This is a genomic window from Pantoea sp. CTOTU46764 (genome assembly GCF_031974595.1).
In the GTDB taxonomy this organism is placed as follows: Bacteria; Pseudomonadota; Gammaproteobacteria; order Enterobacterales; family Enterobacteriaceae; genus Pantoea; species Pantoea trifolii.
Genome location: NZ_DALYOQ010000007.1, coordinates 57,220 through 72,314 on the forward strand (window position 1 = coordinate 57,220; position 15,095 = coordinate 72,314).

Consider the following 15,095-nt stretch of genomic DNA (forward strand, 5'->3'; position numbering starts at 1 on the left):
AACCTGAATAATCGCGTCATACTGCGCAAGGCTTTTGGTGAACGCCGCCAGATGCGGTGGCACCGAGAAGGATTTGTACACGCCGCCTTTGCCGAGGTGCGCCATCATGATGTCCGGCATCAAACGGTTCGCTACTTTGCGTTTCAGGCTACCGACTAACCCTTTGCCCGACTTGCTGTTGTGCAGGAACAGGGAATCCTGCTGGATGTCCTGCTGCAGTAAATAGCCAGAGCTTGTTGGATAACGGCTGATCACATCGATATCCAAATCCGCGCGCGCGGATTTCAGTGAATCAATCAGCCCACGTAAAATCGCGCCATCCCCACGATTTCCACAGGTATGGTTTCCTACCAATAAAATCTTCATAAAAAAACTCCGGAAAAATTTTTGTAATTTTTTACAAGCCGCCAATAGCTGCACTGGCAAAGTGAACTCTGTTTAAAAGGACTGCAATGGGAGTAAACCCCAAAAAATGGTGCTTAACGTCGGTACTGCTCTCTGGTGCGCATGAATGCACACCCTATAAAACCATCATCCAATGCCGATTTAACGTAGGGTCGCCATTAATGGCGACCGATTTACAAACCACTCATTACGACTTCACAGCGAAATACGGCATAGCCACCTGCTCGCCATTGATCACTACCGAGATGAAACCTTTGGGTTCGCGGGTATCCACCTGTTCCGGCTTGAGCGCGCGCGATGCCATCAGTAAATCGCCCTGCTCGTTACCGCCGATGCCAGCCTTACCGTTGTGAAGGCTGAAACGCTGCGGCGCCTGCTGTGCGCCACTGCCCGGTGCGCCTTTGTCCATCACCGCATCCACACGCGCACATTGGCCGGTCAGGAAACGATCCTTGGCGGTGCTTTTGATCAGCACGGCGGTGGTCGGCGTCCAGCCCGCCAGCTTGACGTAGACTTTGGTGTCGGTATCGCTTCGCGCTTCGAAACGCACATCAACCACCGGCGAGCTACCTTCCGCTGACCAGCTGGCTTCGGCTTTGTTTTTCTTGCGCTGCAGATGAATCACTGCGCGGCCACCGGTGCCTTTACCGTTGATCACATCCATCAGCGGCTGATTAGCAGTACCGTTATTAAACTGCGACTGGCCAAACACCTCGATCTCCCAGCTATCGCCCACCGTTGGCGAGTAGAAGTTGCCGAGTTCAAACCAGGTTTGCTGATCGCTGTTATTGGTCAGGCGGAAGCGCGAGGTGATGTAGTTGTATTTCAGACTGCCATCGATGGCGACGCCGTAAGATTCGACGCGCGTTGAGCCCATTTCCCAGATGTTCAGCCAGCGCTCGCCTTCAAGCGAGTTATCAATCCAGCTGCCCGACTGCAGATTGGTCTGACGCATATTAAGGCGCGAGTTACGCGCGTTAAGCGGGTTCTTACAATCCTCAATGCTCAGCGCATCGACAATCCACTGGCCGTTCGAGATGTCGCCAGGGAAATCGCTGTGCTCGATCCAGCCGTTATGGATGATCGATTGGCTGCAGCGCGGCAGATTCAACACCATGCCGCCTTTACAGTGCTGAGCGTTAAAGTTGGAGAGCTCAATCGCGGTGCTGTGATCCCAGGCGCCGGCCTTTTGCCCCGACCAGCTGGCTTTAATCACATCGCCGGTACAGGCGTTGGCATACCACTGGTCGATTTTGCAATCCAGCGTATCCAGCAGGCTAAGGGAGACGCCGCCAACCTGATTGAAGCGCAGGCAAGCGCCGCGGAAGAACTGGCCGCCCGGACAGGTATTGCGAAACAAACCCTGTTTGTTCGGACGCTTGTCAGTGTTGCCGTTGAAATTCAGGTTGGAGATTTCCGTCCAGCGCGCATTCACCTGGAACAGGAATTCGGAGCGTCCGTCAGAAACCAGCGTGGTCGCCGGGAAATAACCGAAGTTGACCATCGCGCCCGAGATGCGGAAGAAACGACGTCCTTCATCACCGAAATCACACTCGGAGACAAAGAAGGTGCCGGCCGGGAACTGCACGCAGATCTGCTGGCTGGCATCAATCGACCATTGATACATGGCTTTGATCGCCGGCGCGGTATCGGTTTTGCCGTCGGCGATGGCGCCGAAATCAAACAGCGTCAGGCGGTTAAAATCTTCCACCACACGACGCCAGGTGAAACCGTTGCCGCTGAAGTTCACGCCGCCATCATCTTTGCCATCACCGAAGGTGCCGACGAACTCGCCGCCGCCCACTTCCAGCCCTTCGTGCCAGCTTTTCAGCTTGATTTTGGCACCGGCAAACAGCGGACGGGTTTTGCGCAGTTCTTCAACCGACGGAATTTCGCCAATCAGCTGGTAGCCGTTCGGCTGCGCCAGACGCTGGCTAAAGTTGCTCTGATTAGGACGTGAAACATCGCTGATGGAGAACAGCGTGTGGCCTTGATCGTCCTCCACCACCATTGAATGTGATGGATTGGCGATCAACGCCGCATTGTCGTGAATGAACTGGGCGAAGTTCCCTTTGTTCAACGCAATCGGCTGGCTGATTTGTGACACTTTGCCATTGGCATCGCGCAGAAACACCGGGATCTGATTACCAGACTGGCTGGCATCACTGCCTGCCTTACCGATCCACAGTTTGCCCTCAAAGTTCTGCCAGAACTGCGGTGGCATGGTATAGACGTTTTCTGGCGTCAGAATCGGCACATCGCCCGCCGGTACGCTGGACGGATCGACAGATTTTAACGTTGGCTGACCACTTTTTGCGGCGTAGCTGGAAAACGCACTCACTGAGAGCGCAGTAACAATCGAGGAGGCTGCGGCCTGCAAGACTTCTCTTCTTTTCATGCTTCAATTCCCGTGGTTGTACGGCCAAAAAGGATTCCCGAGGCACGATAATTGTCGCTAAACAAGCGCGAGCCAGCTCTGCTTGATCTGGTTACCGTCAAACTTGAGCGCGGTTTCTTTGGTTTTTTCACTCATCGCATAGAACAGGCCATCATCGCTGGCGAGCTGCTCCATACGCTTAATAAACGTGGTTTTGTCATTCATCGGCACCAGGAAGCCATCTTCACCGTGATTGATGATCTCCTGCGGTCCGGTTGGGCAATCGTACGCCACCACCGGCAGCGACCAGGATTTGGCCTCCAGCAGCACCAGCGGCAAACCTTCATAGCGCGAGGTCATCAGCGCCATGTCGCTTTCGCGGTAGTAATCGTTAATGTTGCTGACTTTGCCGACGAAGTTAACGCTGTTAGTGATACCTAACGCAGCAGCCTGATCGTGCAGCTGCTGACGCAGTTCGCCGTCACCGGCAATCACCAGTTTCCACTCGGGATGCTTCTTACTGAAGTCGGCCCAGATATCCAGCAACAGGTCGAAGCCTTTCTGGTTATCAAGACGCCCCACCGCCAGCGCCTGACGGCTGCGCGTTTGGCGTTGAAACGCTTTGTACACCACCGGATTGGGGATTTGCTGGCTGGCAATGTTCCAGCGGTTAAAGACCTGATGATCTTTGTCAGTCAGGACGATCACCTGATCGTAATAGCGCAGCATCAGCCACTTCAGCAGCTTAATTGGCTTGCTGAACGAGTTGATCGCGATGTGTTCGCAGGCATACGCCTTGAAGCGCTTCTTCTTCAGCGCCATCAGGTTCCAGAAGGCGAACATCACGCTCAGGCGGCCCATGCTGATCAGGAATACGCTGTCGAAGCCTTCCTGGTGGATGCTGGCAACGGCGCTTTTAATCGGGTTGCTGTGGCCTTCAAAGCTGACAATTTTTTTCACCCGTTCGAACGGATAAAAGGTTTTGCCGTGGCCTTCCAGCGAGTAAATGGTGACTTCATGCTGTTCGCCGAGGCACTCAGACATAAAGTTGCAGATGTTTTCCGTGCCCGCATATGAGTAGGCATCTTTAATCACCAAAACGATCTTTTTCATAAAATCCTTTCCACCTCAAACGACTGTTTAATTGAGACCCAAATCATTCGCGCTGCAACAAGGCGGCAAGTACGACCATCCCCCGGAGCTTACTTCAGTAAGTGACTGGGGTGGACGTGCGCAGCCAACGCAGTTGCAGCGTGAAGGATGCCGGGTATCAACGGTGTTTTAAGGCGAAAAGAACGCCGTTCACCATATACCAGACGTAATAGTAATATACTTTTAACGGATTGTTTTTATAGATAATTCTTAATAATTCGAGGTGCCACTTCGCCGCTTTATTTTTGTTACGCGACAGTGAATCGCCCAACTCGTAATAGTTGACCAGGATTTTCTGGATCACGCGGGCTTGTTTGTAGCGGAGGAACAATTCATAGAGGAACAGGAAGTCTTCGTGGCCTTTACGCTGGAAGAAGATGCCCTGTGGAGGACGGCGGAAACACACCGAGGAGAAGCAAACGCGATATTGCTTCTTCACGAAGTTTTCCTGCTGCAGGTAGGGTTTGCTGTAGTTGATATCGTGATCAGCGGTTTTGGTTTTGTAGTGATAATGCGTGATCACGAAATCGTCGCCGGCGGCAATCGCAGCCGTCTGTTCGGCCAGTTTTTCGCGGTGCCACTCGTCGTCGCTGTCGAGAAACGCGATGATCTCTTCTTTCGCTGCACGCAATCCAACGTTACGGGTTTCGGCTGCGCCCTGATTCACTTCGTTGTCGAGAATAGTGATGCGTGCGTCCTGGCAATGTTCACGCACAAAGGCCAGTGAATCATCGGTGGATTTGTCGTTGATGAGGTAAAGATGCCAGTCGCTGTAGGTCTGGTTGATGATCGACTCAACCGCGCGCAGAACGGTATTTCGCGCGTTATACATCGGCATCACAATACCGACGGTGCCAACATGATTTGTCATTTGTCTACCCGGAGTTTCAGGAACCAAAAAATTGCCCCCATGTAGGGAGCAAGTGAAAGTGTTTAAAAGTGAATCAGGAGACGGCTCTTCTGCCCGAGAAGCGCGACTTCACCTTATCGAGCAGGCGATTCATGAAGTAGGCGCGATTGTCACGGTTGGTGAGGAAGAAGTAGCGTGCAAAGCTGAGGCTGGCCTGCAGCGATTTACCATCCATCTTATAGCGCAGCGGCAGCTTGAACGCCTTATAAGTGTGGATGTCGCGTGTGGTCAGATGCGGCTTCATGGTGTCGAGCCAGAAGAAGGAGTATTTGACCGATTCGCCTTTGTGCTTGGAACCAAATTTGGTCACCAGGTGGTAGGTTGCCAGCGGCTTGTCGATCATCACGAACGCGTAACCCATGCGGTCAGCGCGGATGCAGAAATCATAATCCTGATGGCGAATATAACGCGCATCAAACTGAATCTTCGCCGCATCTTCGCGCTTCAGCACAATGGTGCTGGTTTGAATGAAGCCGTAGCAGCCAAACAGATATTCGGCCACGGTTTCGTTCTTACCGGGCGGCTGCATCGGCATCACCTTGAGGAAGCTGCCATCCTGATGGATGTTCACCTGACTAAAGATGACGTAGCGCGATTTGCCCTGCGCTTCCAGTTTGGCGATGGTTTCACTCGCCACTAATAACTTGTCCGGATGCCACTCATCGTCGGCATCGAGAAAGCTGATAAAGTCGCCGCTTGCCAGCTCAATACCTTTGTTACGGGCGCCGGCGCCGTTGAGTTTGACCTCAGACAGCTCCAGTTTGATAGCCAAATCCTGATAACGCTCGCTGCGCACCACCTGCGCCAGTTCGGCCGCATCGGCCGATTTGTCATCAACAATAATGACTTCAAAATTGCGATAGGTTTGCGCTTTGACACAATCTAGCGTCGTGACAATCGATTTCGACGCGTTATACGCGGGAATAACAATTGAGAAGCGAATCTCCTGCATTGCCAGCACCTCATTAAAAAAGTTACAAAATCAATGATATAACTTGTGGGCTCAAAAGAATAATGGGTGGTGTCCTAATTTGTCGGCGAGGTCTTCATCGCCACTTTCTTCTTGTTGCTACTGCCGATAAACGGTTTCTCGACAAACAGGTAAGTCAGTTTCGCCACATAGAAAGAGGCGACAAAGAACAGCGTTGAAAGCAAGGTGTAGAACAGGAACGAATGCGGATAGAGCGTTTCTGGGATCTGCTTGATGAAATAGAGCACCACACCGTGAATCAGATACAGGCTGTAACTCACCTCACCAATCGACATCAGGGTTTTGTTTTCCAGAATGCCAAACACGGCGTTGCCGCTGCTGACAATAAAGAAGATCACCGTCAGGCAGCAGAGGAAAATCAGATACCAGAAGGTGTTGCTGGTAAAGGACAGTGAGAACAGCGACAGCACAATCACGGCGAAACCGGCCAGGCTGGAGGTTTTGTAGTGCGCAAACCTATCGCGATATTTATACGCCAGATAACCCATGGCGAAGCCCAGCACCGGACGCGGATCGGTATAGGTTTTACCCCACAGACGTAGGCCAACCGCCACACAGAAAATCACGCCGATCGAGCCGAGAATCAGCAGCGTTTTGTATTTGCCTTTGGTGGCGCGGTTAAGGACGTAAATCAGCGGAATCGACAGATACAGCAGCCATTCGAGGCGCAATGTCCACTCAACACCGGCGTTCACATCCGCCGTCAGGAAGTCACCCATGCGATAGCTGCCGATAAACAGCAACCACAACACGGCATCTTTCACCGCCGTCAGGCTGTAAGTGAGATCGCCCTGCACCACGCCCACCGCGATGATGACAAAACCGGAGAACCAGAACATTGGGACAATACGGCGGATACGCGACTTCAGCAGCTTGTGCGTCAGTTGCCCTGGCGTCAGGGTTTCATTATCCAGCCAGCGATAGAACAGGAAGGCGGAGATCATGAAGAACAGCAGTACACCAAATTTGCCGGAGTTAACGAAGAAGTTGCCTTCAGAGAACCAGGCAAAATAATCTTTATCGAACACCCACTGACCATCCAGCGAATAGATGTAGTGGGCGAAGTGTGAGAACGCGACGATGCTGGCCAGCAGCGCGCGCATACCAGAGATACTTTTAATACCGCTCTCGTTGTAAACGCCTTTGTGGAAGGAGAATACTCGCAGAATGATTAGCGCCAGACAAAATGACAGCACCATGATTAATACATACATGTCAGCTCCTGAATCTGAGTTGGGTTAGCTGCTGTGCCGTGACAAAACGCTATCGAAAGTGCTGCTTAAGACATTGAAGGTTCTTGCTGCTTTCTGTTTATAAAGCATCTCATTGGGGTGAATACAATCGGGCGACATCTCAGATTGCCAGTCACGGTTTTCTTTGATGACGCTGAACTGCTTCACAATCGGAACTTGCTGCTCTTTAGCCACTTCATTTAATTGGTAAACATACGGCCAGACGTTCCAGCGCTCGGCTTTGCCACAAATGGGATTCGGTTCCTGCAGAACCACCAGTTTGTTATTCGCCTTCGCGCCTTTTACCAGCTCGGTGATGATGCGCTTGTACTCTTCCGGCGTTTCAATGCGCTCGCCTTTATCTTTGAAGAAGTTGATGCGCGCATCATTGATCGCATAGTTAATCAGAATCATGTTGGCATCGGATTTCGCCATGCGTTCAGACCAATCCATTGGCGTATTGTCTTTGTTGTAAACCAGCACCGAAACCTGTGCGCCCGGCATGCCGTGATTCTTCACCTCAATGTTGTTGCCGTACTTCTCGCGCAACATTTGCTGCAAAAAACTCACTTCGTTGTTTTGACTGATGATGTTGCGATTGCCCTGGGCGGTAACGCCTGCGGTGGTCGAGTCACCGTAGGCCGCGATGATAAAGGTGCCGGGATGATCGTCTGCCTGCGCCAGCAACGGCGCAGAGGTGATCAGAAATGCCAGTAAGGTCTTCCGCATATTTCCTCTCATCGGTTAATGAAACAATTTGAATTCACGAGCAACTTCATAGCCGACAACGGCTTGCTTCAGTGAGATCGTGTTGTAATAGAGGTAATAAACAAGGAAGAAAGCAAACATCGCAAACATCGCCGGCTTCAATACCCGTTTCGACTGATAAATCAGCGACGTCAAAATAATCGGTTCAACCTGCAGCAGGTAGTTCGACAGGCGCGCACCCGATGAGTAGTTATAGAAGAAGATCCTGATGCCGCCGCCGATCGCAAAGGTCAGAATCAGCAGGTAGTTCAGCTTCCACACGTCGTACTGCTCGCGCTTGAGCTGGTTGCTCAGCATGAAGTAGACAAAGATAAACACCAGCATGATGTTTTTCAGGTTCGATACCGACACCACGCTGCCGTCACCGGCATTCGACGCTTCGTTACTGTAGCCTGCAGCCCTTTCCCCCATCGATCCCAGATGTCCGGCGATCAAGGCGATAAAGCCGGTCCCGCCCACCACCGAAAGGGGCACACTTAATATGATGATGGCCACTGGCCACCAGCGTGATTCCCGTATAAACAGGAACGGAATGATGGTCACCACCATTACGGCGGTGTTGTGACTGAGGAAGGAGAGGATAAAGAAGGCAAACGCCCACCAGTATTGCTTGAGGTAAATCGTCCAAATCACGCCAAGAAACAGCGCCGAACTCAGGCCAAAACGTATCTGGTTAACGTCTTTATTAATAAAGATATGCGCCGAGTAGAGCGCTAATGCCAATACCGGATACGGCGACATCTTTTTAAAGAAGATGGCGTTAGTCGATACCGCCAGAATACTGAACACAAACAGGAACACGCTGGCATTGTGTGAAAACAGGCTGGTGATCCACGCGATAGCAAAAATCAGCGGTTCGTAACGGAAGAAGGCGACGGTGTTAGCAAAACCGTTGACCTCAATACGGCGGATGAAGTCAGCAAAGAAGCTGCGATATTGATAGTCATCCATCCCGGTGCCAAGACCGCGAATACCGGCGAAGATAATCAGCGTGACCGTGGCGATGCACAGCAGGTAAGTCAGAATATGGGTGGTGCGTTCGTCTTTCTTCAACAGGATTTCGACCAGCGCAAGCAACAGCAAAAACCCTGATAAATACCAATATGGAGCCATGGTGTGATTCCTTAATTCCACAAGTTCTCGTGCCAGCGGTGGCTTTTAATGGCGTTATAGAGAGAATCACCTGTGTAAATCGTTGCGTGTCGTCATTCAAACGGTGCGATCAAAAGGGGCGGTCAACCCGCCCCTTTCTTCACCGGATTACCCTCATCATTAACTGTGAATGACGGGCAAATTAACTTTTGGTCGGTTTGCCATACTCGTAGTCGTAATAGTCGTAACCGTAACCATAAGAGTTGGCGGCTTTACGCACCACGGCGTTGAGGATCACACCTTTAATCTCAATACCGTTCTGGGCAAAGCGTTTGAAGCTGACATCCAGCTCTTTCGGCGTGTTGGTTTCAAAACGCGCCACCATCAGCGAGGTACCGGCCAGTTTGCCGATGATAGATGCATCGGTTACCGCCAGAATCGGTGGCGTATCAATCAACACCAGATCGTAATTCTTGCTCGCCCAATCCAGCAGCTCACCCATGCGACGATGCATCAGCAGTTCAGACGGGTTTGGTGGTACCTGGCCGCGTGGCAGGAAGTCAAAACCATACGCACCTTTCTGAATCAGCGCTGGGCTGAACTCGGTTTTGCCCGACAACACGTTGGACAGACCGGATTTGTTATCGGCTGACAGCAGTTCGTGGGTGTAACCACGACGCATATCACCATCGATGAACAGTACGCGTTGGCCTGCTTTTGCTACCAGCGTTGCCAGGTTGGCACAGATAAAGGTTTTACCAATACCTGGGCTCGCGCCAGTGATCATCAGGATGTTGTTTTTCGCTTCCATCATCGCGAAGTGCAGGCTGGTACGCAGGCTACGAATCGCTTCGATTGACAGGTCAGTAGGATTACCCAGCGCCAGCAGCGTTTCGTGTGGATCGGTTTTCACCTTGTTGCCACGACGCGCCAATGCTTCGGTATCTTTCTTACGTTGCCATTCTGACAGCGGCACGCTCGCATACACGTTCATGCCCAGCTCTTCCAGCTGTTCTGGATTTTCGATGCCGTGATGCAGCAGCGCTTTCATCAGAACCAGACCAACAGAAACCATCAGACCCAGAATCAGGCTCGCCGCGATGATCAGCAGTTTCTTCGGTGCTACCGGGCTGTTGCCGGTTGCTGCGCCATCGATGATACGTACATCACCCACGGTGCTGGCTTTACTGATACCCAGCTCTTGCTGACGGTTCAGCAACTGCATGTAGATTTCCTGACCAGACTGCACATCACGCGTCAGACGCAAGATCTCTTGCTGCGTTTGTGGCATCTGAGAAATCTTTTTGTTCAGCGTGGCCTGTTCGTTTTCCAGCGTTTTGCGTTTTTCCAGCAAGGCGCGATAGGTTGGGTGATCTTTGGTAAACAGCTGAGAAACTTCGGCTTCACGGAAGGTCAGTTCGTTCAACTGGCTCTGCACGCTGACAGAAGAATCCAGCGCAGATTTTGCTTCCAGCGACAGGTCAACCGACTCGTTCTGGCGACGGAAGGTATTCAGCTTGTCTTCCGCATCATCCAGTTTGCCACGCACTTGCGGCAGCTGATTGCGCAGGAATTCAAGGCTCTTTTCCGCTTGCTCAGATTTACGCTCAACGTTCTGCAGCAGGTAGTTATTGACGATTTGGTTCAGCACTTTGCTGATCTGCTCTGGATCTTCACCCAGATACTCCAGACCCAGCACGCCGGTGTCTTTGCCTTTGTCCGCAACGGTCAGGTTGGCCAGCACGGAGTTAATCGCCTGCAACTCGTTCAGCTTAGTGACGCTGAAGCTGGTGCCTTCATCAGCATTGATGCCGCTCACCAGCATGGTCACTTCACCGTGCGTTTCCAACTGACCGACTTTACCTTTGAACAGTTCATCACCATCCGCTGACACGGTGTACGAGTCAGGACCGGTCACTTCCAGTTCAACGGTGCGCTTATCGATGGTGCGTGGAATTTCCAGGCGGGAGATCGCGACAGTCGATGGCTTATTTCCCATCAGGCGCGACAGACCTTTACCAATCACCGGGAAATAGTTCTGAGTGACAACGGTGTCCAGACCCAGATCGTCAACGGTTTTACCGATAACCATACGTGATTCAAGAATCTGAATCTCGGTATCGGACGCCGGCGTTGGCGGCAGAATGCTGTCTAACTCATTCAGTACTGAGCTGGCATTCTTCTGCTCAACCTGCACTAACGCATCTGCGCTGTAGATTGGTGTAGCAAACAGTGTGTAGAGCGTCGCCACCAGCATGAAGAAGGCGGTAACGGCAACAATGATCCAGCGATGATCAATCAGCTGTCCCACAAGATGCGCCAGATCCCATCCATTCGAATCTTCCTTTGGCGCGGTCATAACCTTGTTTTTGATATTCATGGATAATCCCAACTATCGGCTTAATACGTTGACCCATTTCTGGGTAGCGTTTTCCAGTAACCCGTAGACCTCTTCAAAGGCCTCGCGACTTTTTTTGTACGGATCCGCAATTTCCTGCTGATTGAGCCAGTGGCCAAGCAGCATGGTTTTTCCGCGTGCGGCTGGATCGATGCGATTCACCTGCTCAACGTGGCGCTTTTCCATTACCAGAATCAGGTCATAGTCACGGCACATGCTGGCCGTTAACTGCTGTGCCTGATGACCATCGAGCGACACGCCGTGATCGGCGGCCACATCAAGGGCTTTCTGGTCCGCCGGATAACCTTGCAGGGCACTGAGCCCTGCTGAGGCAACCCGGATGTTTGGTAGCGCGCGTTTGAACAGACGCTCCCCGGTTGGGGAGCGGCAAATGTTGCCGACGCAGACGACTAACACGGACTTAATCATGGCGAACCCTTAGTTCGACCAGTTGCGGAAACGAAGCGCCGCGGAGCTGGCATCGTCAACACCTACGATGGTCGGCAGCAGGCTTGAAATCACACGGTTCCAACGGGTAAGTGGTGTAGCGGTGACATAGACGATGTCGTATGGCTCCAGTTGGAATTCGGTGCCCATCACCATCGATGCCGCATCTTTGGTATTCAACTGATAGATGTTGGCGATCTTGGTGCGGTTGGCGCCGCGAATCGGACGAATCACGAACACGCCGGTGGCATCAGAAGTGGTCTGATCCATACCTTGCGAGTTGCCCAGCGCTTCGGCCAGCGTCATGCCGCTGCGGTCCATCTTCAGCGTTGACTGCTGCTTCACTTCGCCCATCACGAAGACTTTGAGATCGTCGTTACGTGGCACGTAAAGGATGTCGCCCGGATAGAGCAGATGGTTTTGGCTCAGGTCGCCGTTTTGCATCAGCGCCTGCAACGAAAGACGTTGTTCTTTGCCGTTGTGCGTCAGCACCACATTGCGCCAGTCAGCGTCGGCGGCTAAACCGCCCGCAGCGTTGACGGCATCCAGCACGGTCAGCGGAACGTTAGTGATCGGCTGCTGTCCGGAGGTGGTGACTGAACCGGTCACATAGGCTTTCTGTGAACGGAATGAGGCGACGTTTACGTCAACCTGCGGGCTTTCAATGAACTGTGCCAGTCGACGCGCCACTTCGGTGCGGATCTCGGTGACCGTTCGGCCTGCTACGCGCACTTTACCGATGTACGGATAGAAAATAGTGCCATCCGCCTGCACCCAGTTACCGGTGTCGCTGGCGCTACGGTACTGACCGGCTGGTGTGGTCAACTCTGGGTGATCCCAGACGGTGACGTTCAGCACGTCACCCACACCGATGCGGTATTCGTAACTCTGAATTTCATTTTGCAGCATCGGGTTAGCCTGCGCGACTAACGGCTTCGGACGCATCTGTTCAACCAGACGCGGCGTCAGCGGGAAGACGTTGACATATTTGTCGATGTCATAGTTGCTATCCTGTTGCTCTATGACATCTTTTCCACTGGTGGAAAGGTGAGAACCCGGCTCAATGGTACATCCGGAGAGAAAAGTCGCGGATACCAGTAAAGGTATCAATTTAATTTTCATTATCATCTGATTCTTCGCTATCAGTTATTGATTGATAGAGGCGAAATCGCCCGCTGTGTAGCGTCTTACAAAAATGGAATATGACAGGTTAAACACTGAAACTGTGGGTCATTATTATGCGCTCCCTTGGTTTTATGTTGTCACCGAGTCTAAAGACGACATCAATTAAAATGGTTTATACAGACTCAATCAGTGCAGCTGTCAAATAACGACACACTCAGCACCCGCAGTTTTCAACCGGGGAAATAACGCCCTCCCCGGCTTCGCTGTCTATCAATAGGCGCCATCGCGTTTCAGCACTACGCCAACCGTCTTAAACAGAATCGCAATGTCATTCCACAGCGACCAGTTCTTGACATACCACGAGTCAAAATAGACACGGGTTTCATAGTCAACGTCGTTACGACCGCTAACCTGCCACAATCCCGTCATGCCTGGTTTCGCCATCAGGTAATAATCGACATCACCGGCATAACGGCAGAGTTCATCTTCAATAACCGGGCGCGGCCCCACCAGGCTCATATCGCCACGTACTACGTTCCACAGCTGCGGCAGCTCATCCAGACTGGTTTTACGGATGAAATGACCGACTTTGGTAATGCGCGGATCGTTCTTCAGTTTGAAATCTTTATCCCACTCGGCGCGGGCAACAGGATCGGTACGCAGTACCTCTTCCAGCACCTCTTTCGAGTTGATCACCATAGAGCGGAATTTCAGGCATTTGAACTTACGTCCGCCCAGCCCCACACGTTCATGACCGTAAATCGGAGGTCCGCCATCGCGGCCAACCATAAAGCCGAGCACCAGCAACGCCGGTGACAGCGCCAGAATAATGCTCAGCGCGCCGACGATATCGAATGCACGCTTCAGGAAACGTGAAGTGCGCTTCGCCAGGTTGTTATTTACACGCAGAATCATCACTTCATGGCTGAAGATGTAAGCCATATCGGTGCCGTACAGCGGTACACCACGCAGCGTTGGGATCACCGAAACAGAACGGCAATTGTGCATTGCCAGCGTTTTCAGCCAGTGATCGCGGTGCTGGCTCTGTTCGAACTCCACCGCCACGATGAATTGGGTTTCGCTGTTGGTCAGTTGCCACAGCTCTTGTTCGTTGTGTAGCACAGGTACGCCAGAGATGCTGGCCTGCGGGCTGCTCTTATCAACATCGAAGAAGGCGATTACATCAAAGCCCATCACCTCTTCACTCTGCAGCGCCTGCCAGGCTTCCTGTGCGTTGCGGCTGCTGCCGATAATGATGGTTTGCTTCTTCCACATGCCGTAATGATTCAGCACACGTTTAGAGATGGCGCGCGCTAATGGAATCAGAATCAACGCCAGAACCCAGGTCGCTACCCAGACAAAGCGCGACATTTGCCATTGTGAAAGTGCCGAAATTGACAAATCAATGACAGAGAAAATAAGAATGGTACGAAAGATCTCTTTGAGCTCGAACCAGAATGGTTTGCGGTAAGTATAATGTCGCAGACGAACCCAGAACCAGCCTACGCAAATAACCGATAACGCAATGTGCGTAGCGATTTTCAAATGCAGGTATTTTTCAGATATATCTGCCAGTGGAGAATGGGTGAACGAATTAATCATCGCCATCGCAATAAATAATGCTGCGTTGAAACAAATTAAATCCGAGCACGCCAGTAAAATTTTGGTCAGAAGACTTTTATAAGTAATTTCGTTATCGCGCATATTTAACTCTTTTATATTATTTCTTTAATCCCTGATGCCTCAACGCTGTTTAATAAACGAGCGAAACTTTCACTGCATTTGTTGAGGCAATCTGCGGTAAATTCTCTGAGGCCAAATCAATTCTCACAATAGTAAGCAAGAGAATTGTGATTAATACCAACAGATTAGTCCGACTTCCCTTACCACAGTGGCAGACCGTTAAACCAAGAGAAAGGCGCTTCAGGCACGCTACCGCCCTTGGCTGTCGCTGCCAATACCGCTTTCATCATCCTAATTACAACTTGTTGTATGCGGCATTTTTGCGCTAATTACTGGCCGTGGTCCGCGTGCGATCACAATTCGCAACATTAAGAGGCTATGGAGCACGCTATTAACAACATTGGCGCAGACATTTACTAACACGTTGCTATACTAGTTATTACTGGCTTGTTTACAAGTAGGCCCCGTCTTCCCTGCACTACTTTAGGAAAAAGACTACCAGCCATAAGTATTGA

General features: G+C 51.6%; 11 protein-coding genes and 1 pseudogene. All 12 read right to left on the minus strand.

Translation table 11 applies throughout. From position 1 onward, the window contains the following. Positions 1 to 366: pseudogene (locus RTM06_RS04560) on the minus strand (colanic acid biosynthesis pyruvyl transferase WcaK); the annotation flags it as partial. Between the two features lie 226 nt (positions 367 to 592). Further along, a complete protein-coding gene (locus RTM06_RS04565; protein ID WP_008104862.1) occupies positions 593 to 2,803 on the minus strand; it encodes a phage tailspike protein in 2,211 nt (736 codons plus the stop codon). A gap of 57 nt (positions 2,804 to 2,860) precedes the next feature. Then, positions 2,861 to 3,895: a glycosyltransferase gene (locus tag RTM06_RS04570; RefSeq protein WP_256696860.1), complete on the minus strand. Its 1,035-nt coding sequence runs from the start codon at positions 3,893 to 3,895 to the stop codon at positions 2,861 to 2,863. Positions 3,896 to 4,052: 157 nt separating this feature from the next. Further along, complete coding sequence (locus RTM06_RS04575; protein ID WP_312180255.1) at positions 4,053 to 4,805, minus strand: glycosyltransferase family 2 protein; 753 nt, start codon at positions 4,803 to 4,805, stop codon at positions 4,053 to 4,055. Positions 4,806 to 4,878: 73 nt separating this feature from the next. After that, a complete protein-coding gene (locus RTM06_RS04580) occupies positions 4,879 to 5,796 on the minus strand; it encodes a glycosyltransferase family 2 protein (RefSeq protein ID WP_256696862.1) in 918 nt (305 codons plus the stop codon). Positions 5,797 to 5,870: 74 nt separating this feature from the next. After that, complete coding sequence (locus RTM06_RS04585; RefSeq protein WP_256696863.1) at positions 5,871 to 7,049, minus strand: acyltransferase; 1,179 nt, start codon at positions 7,047 to 7,049, stop codon at positions 5,871 to 5,873. 24 nt (positions 7,050 to 7,073) lie between these two features. After that, the gene (locus RTM06_RS04590) at positions 7,074 to 7,796 is read right to left on the minus strand and encodes an SGNH/GDSL hydrolase family protein (protein ID WP_312180259.1); all 723 of its coding nucleotides are present in this window, start codon (positions 7,794 to 7,796) and stop codon (positions 7,074 to 7,076) included. Positions 7,797 to 7,811: 15 nt separating this feature from the next. After that, positions 7,812 to 8,948, minus strand: a complete 1,137-nt coding sequence (locus tag RTM06_RS04595) for an EpsG family protein (RefSeq protein ID WP_312180260.1) — start codon at positions 8,946 to 8,948, stop codon at positions 7,812 to 7,814. Positions 8,949 to 9,129: 181 nt separating this feature from the next. Beyond that, on the minus strand, positions 9,130 to 11,307 hold the full coding sequence (gene wzc, locus RTM06_RS04600) for a tyrosine-protein kinase Wzc (RefSeq protein ID WP_008104875.1): 2,178 nt from the start codon (positions 11,305 to 11,307) through the stop codon (positions 9,130 to 9,132). Positions 11,308 to 11,319: 12 nt separating this feature from the next. Next, a complete protein-coding gene (locus tag RTM06_RS04605) occupies positions 11,320 to 11,754 on the minus strand; it encodes a protein tyrosine phosphatase (protein WP_312180263.1) in 435 nt (144 codons plus the stop codon). Between the two features lie 9 nt (positions 11,755 to 11,763). Continuing rightward, a complete protein-coding gene (locus RTM06_RS04610) occupies positions 11,764 to 12,894 on the minus strand; it encodes a polysaccharide export protein (RefSeq protein WP_008104879.1) in 1,131 nt (376 codons plus the stop codon). 273 nt (positions 12,895 to 13,167) lie between these two features. Next, the gene (gene wbaP, locus RTM06_RS04615; protein ID WP_176972414.1) at positions 13,168 to 14,601 is read right to left on the minus strand and encodes an undecaprenyl-phosphate galactose phosphotransferase WbaP; all 1,434 of its coding nucleotides are present in this window, start codon (positions 14,599 to 14,601) and stop codon (positions 13,168 to 13,170) included. Between the last annotated feature and the right edge of the window lie 494 nt (positions 14,602 to 15,095).

Coding starts and splice junctions, on each gene's coding strand:
- RTM06_RS04565 (WP_008104862.1), bottom strand. CDS start 2,803: ATGAAAAGAAGAGAAGTCTTGCAGGCCGCAGCCTCCTCGATTGTTACT.
- RTM06_RS04570 (WP_256696860.1), bottom strand. CDS start 3,895: ATGAAAAAGATCGTTTTGGTGATTAAAGATGCCTACTCATATGCGGGC.
- RTM06_RS04575 (WP_312180255.1), bottom strand. CDS start 4,805: ATGACAAATCATGTTGGCACCGTCGGTATTGTGATGCCGATGTATAAC.
- RTM06_RS04580 (WP_256696862.1), bottom strand. CDS start 5,796: ATGCAGGAGATTCGCTTCTCAATTGTTATTCCCGCGTATAACGCGTCG.
- RTM06_RS04585 (WP_256696863.1), bottom strand. CDS start 7,049: ATGTATGTATTAATCATGGTGCTGTCATTTTGTCTGGCGCTAATCATT.
- RTM06_RS04590 (WP_312180259.1), bottom strand. CDS start 7,796: ATGCGGAAGACCTTACTGGCATTTCTGATCACCTCTGCGCCGTTGCTG.
- RTM06_RS04595 (WP_312180260.1), bottom strand. CDS start 8,948: ATGGCTCCATATTGGTATTTATCAGGGTTTTTGCTGTTGCTTGCGCTG.
- wzc (WP_008104875.1), bottom strand. CDS start 11,307: ATGAATATCAAAAACAAGGTTATGACCGCGCCAAAGGAAGATTCGAAT.
- RTM06_RS04605 (WP_312180263.1), bottom strand. CDS start 11,754: ATGATTAAGTCCGTGTTAGTCGTCTGCGTCGGCAACATTTGCCGCTCC.
- RTM06_RS04610 (WP_008104879.1), bottom strand. CDS start 12,894: ATGAAAATTAAATTGATACCTTTACTGGTATCCGCGACTTTTCTCTCC.
- wbaP (WP_176972414.1), bottom strand. CDS start 14,601: ATGCGCGATAACGAAATTACTTATAAAAGTCTTCTGACCAAAATTTTA.